The organism is Pseudomonas sp. GXM4, from assembly GCF_008923895.1.
GTDB classification, from domain to species: Bacteria; Pseudomonadota; Gammaproteobacteria; order Pseudomonadales; family Pseudomonadaceae; genus Aquipseudomonas; species Aquipseudomonas atacamensis.
Map to the genome: position 1 here is coordinate 1 of NZ_WBRZ01000441.1, position 2537 is coordinate 2537.

The 2537-nt window shown below is 61.6% G+C and carries 2 protein-coding genes and 1 pseudogene; all 3 read left to right on the plus strand.

Annotated features, from left to right (window positions below; translation table 11 throughout):
* Positions 1–193, plus strand: a pseudogene (locus tag F8N49_RS28125) (hypothetical protein); the annotation flags it as partial.
* A gap of 18 nt (positions 194–211) precedes the next feature.
* The gene (locus tag F8N49_RS27135) at positions 212–898 is read left to right on the plus strand and encodes an SDR family oxidoreductase (RefSeq protein ID WP_039764086.1); all 687 of its coding nucleotides are present in this window, start codon (positions 212–214) and stop codon (positions 896–898) included.
* A 257-nt stretch (positions 899–1155) separates the two neighbouring features.
* Positions 1156–2514, plus strand: a complete 1359-nt coding sequence (locus F8N49_RS27140) for an 8-oxoguanine deaminase (protein ID WP_016771813.1) — start codon at positions 1156–1158, stop codon at positions 2512–2514.
* The last annotated feature ends 23 nt before the right edge of the window (positions 2515–2537 follow it).

Consider the following 2537-nt stretch of genomic DNA (forward strand, 5'->3'; position numbering starts at 1 on the left):
GAATGTGGGAGCGGGCATGCTCGCGAAAGCGTCCGCACAGGCAACACTTGAACCACGCCTCATGATTGTTTCTGATCAAACACCCTCGAGAAACTCAAGAGGCCTGGAGTATGCTCCGGGATCAAAGCCTGTTTTTCGCCAAGCGCTGCAACTGCGCCTTGGTCAGGCGTGTCCATTGAATCCTGAATGCTGACTTTCAAGGAAACCCATCATGTCTCAGGCAAAAAACGCACTGATCATCGGCGCCTCCCGCGGCTTGGGCCTCGGTCTGGTGAAGACCCTGCTGGGCGATGGCTGGCAGGTCACCGCGACGGTGCGCAATCCGCAGAAGGCCGAGGCGCTGCAAGCGCTGGGTGACGTGCGCATCGAGAAGCTCGACATGGACGATCAGCAAGCAGTGATCGCTCTGAGCCAGAAGCTCAAGGGCGAAACCTTCGATCTGTTGTTCGTCAACGCCGGGGTAAAAGGCCCGGACGTGCAGACGCCGGGCGGCGCGACCCTGGCCGAGGTCGGGCAGCTGTTTTTCACCAACGCGGTGGCGCCGATCAATCTGGCCCAGCGTTTCGTCGGGCAGATCCGCGACGGCAGCGGCGTGCTGGCGTTCATGAGTTCGGTACTCGGCAGCGTGACCATGCCCGACGCGCCGGAACTGGCGCTGTACAAGGCGAGCAAGGCGGCGCTGAATTCGATGACCAACAGTTTTGTCACGCAACTGGGTGAACAGAAACTCACCGTACTGTCGTTGCACCCGGGCTGGGTGAAGACCGACATGGGCGGCGAAGGTGCTGACCTGGATGTAGAGACCAGCACTCGCGGGCTGATTGATCAGGTCAATGCGTTCACCGGCAAGGGCGGGCATCACTTCGTCAATTACAAGGGTGAGACGATTGCCTGGTAAGCACTGAAAATCCCGATGTGGGAGCGAGCCTGCTCGCGAATACGAGCTGTCAGGTAAATCTGTATCGACTGGCATGACGCCTTCGCGAGCAGGCTCGCTCCCACAGGGGGATGATGGTGAATGGTCGGGTGGCGCTTGCCCGGCGCGGCGATTTGTTTGAAACTGCGCGCCTCGTCCTTCGCGGCGACCCTGGATCAGCAGACAGGGCAACACTGAGCTGGCAACCCTGAACCCAACTTTCAGAGGAGCCGGCCACAATGCCTGCGACCCGTACCTGGTTAAAAAATCCCCTCGCCATTTTCACCTCCAACGAGCTTGATGCCCGTGGCGGTCTTGTCGTCCAAGACGGTGTGATCGTCGAAGTCCTCGCTGCCGGTCAGCAGCCGTCGGCGCCGTGCAATGAAGTGTTCGATGCCCGCGAGCATGTGATCCTGCCGGGCCTGATCAACACTCACCATCACTTCTATCAAACCCTGACCCGCGCCTGGGCGCCGGTGGTCAATCAGCCGCTGTTTCCGTGGCTGAAAACCCTGTACCCGGTATGGGCGCGGCTGACCCCGGAAAAACTCGCCCTCGCCACCAAAGTGGCGCTGGCCGAATTGCTGCTCTCGGGTTGCACCACCGCTGCCGACCATCACTATCTGTTCCCGGACGGTCTGGAAAACGCCATCGACGTGCAGGTCGAAACGGTGCGCGAACTGGGCATGCGCGCCATGCTCACGCGCGGCTCGATGAGCCTTGGCGAGAAGGACGGCGGTCTGCCTCCGCAACAAACGGTGCAGGAAGGTCAGGTGATTCTCGACGACAGTCAGCGGCTGATTCACGAGTATCACGAGCGTGGCGACGGCGCGCAGATCCAGATCGCTCTGGCGCCATGTTCGCCATTTTCGGTGACCCCGGAAATCATGTCGGCCAGCGCTGATCTGGCGAACAAACTCGATGTGCGTCTGCACACCCACCTCGCTGAAACCCTCGATGAAGAAGACTTCTGCCTGCAACGTTTCGGTCTGCGCACCGTCGATTATCTGGACAGCGTCGGCTGGCTCGGCCCGCGTACCTGGCTGGCCCACGGCATCCATTTCAACCCCGACGAAATCGCCCGCCTCGGCCAGGCCGGCACCGGCATCTGCCACTGCCCAAGCTCGAACATGCGCCTGGCGTCCGGCATCTGCCCGAGCATCGAGCTGACCGACGCCGGCGCGCTGTTCGGTCTTGGCGTTGACGGTTCGGCGTCCAACGATGCCTCGAACATGATCCTCGAAGCGCGTCAGGCGCTGTACATCCAGCGCCTGCGTTACGGCGCCGAAAAGATCACCCCGGAGCGCGTGCTGGGCTGGGCGACCAAGGGTTCGGCGAGCCTGCTCGGTCGCAGCGACATCGGCGAAATCGCCGTGGGCAAACAGGCGGATCTGGCGTTGTTCAAGCTCGATGAACTGCGCTTCTCCGGTAGCCATGATCCGATTTCGGCGTTGCTGCTGTGCGGCGCCGATCGGGCGGATCGGGTGATGATTGGCGGCAAGTGGCGTGTGGTTGATGGTCAGGTTGAAGGGCTGGACCTGAAAGGTCTGATCGCCGATCACAGCCAGGCGGCTCGGCAGCTGATCGCCGGGACCTGATCCGAGCATTAATCCCTGTGGGA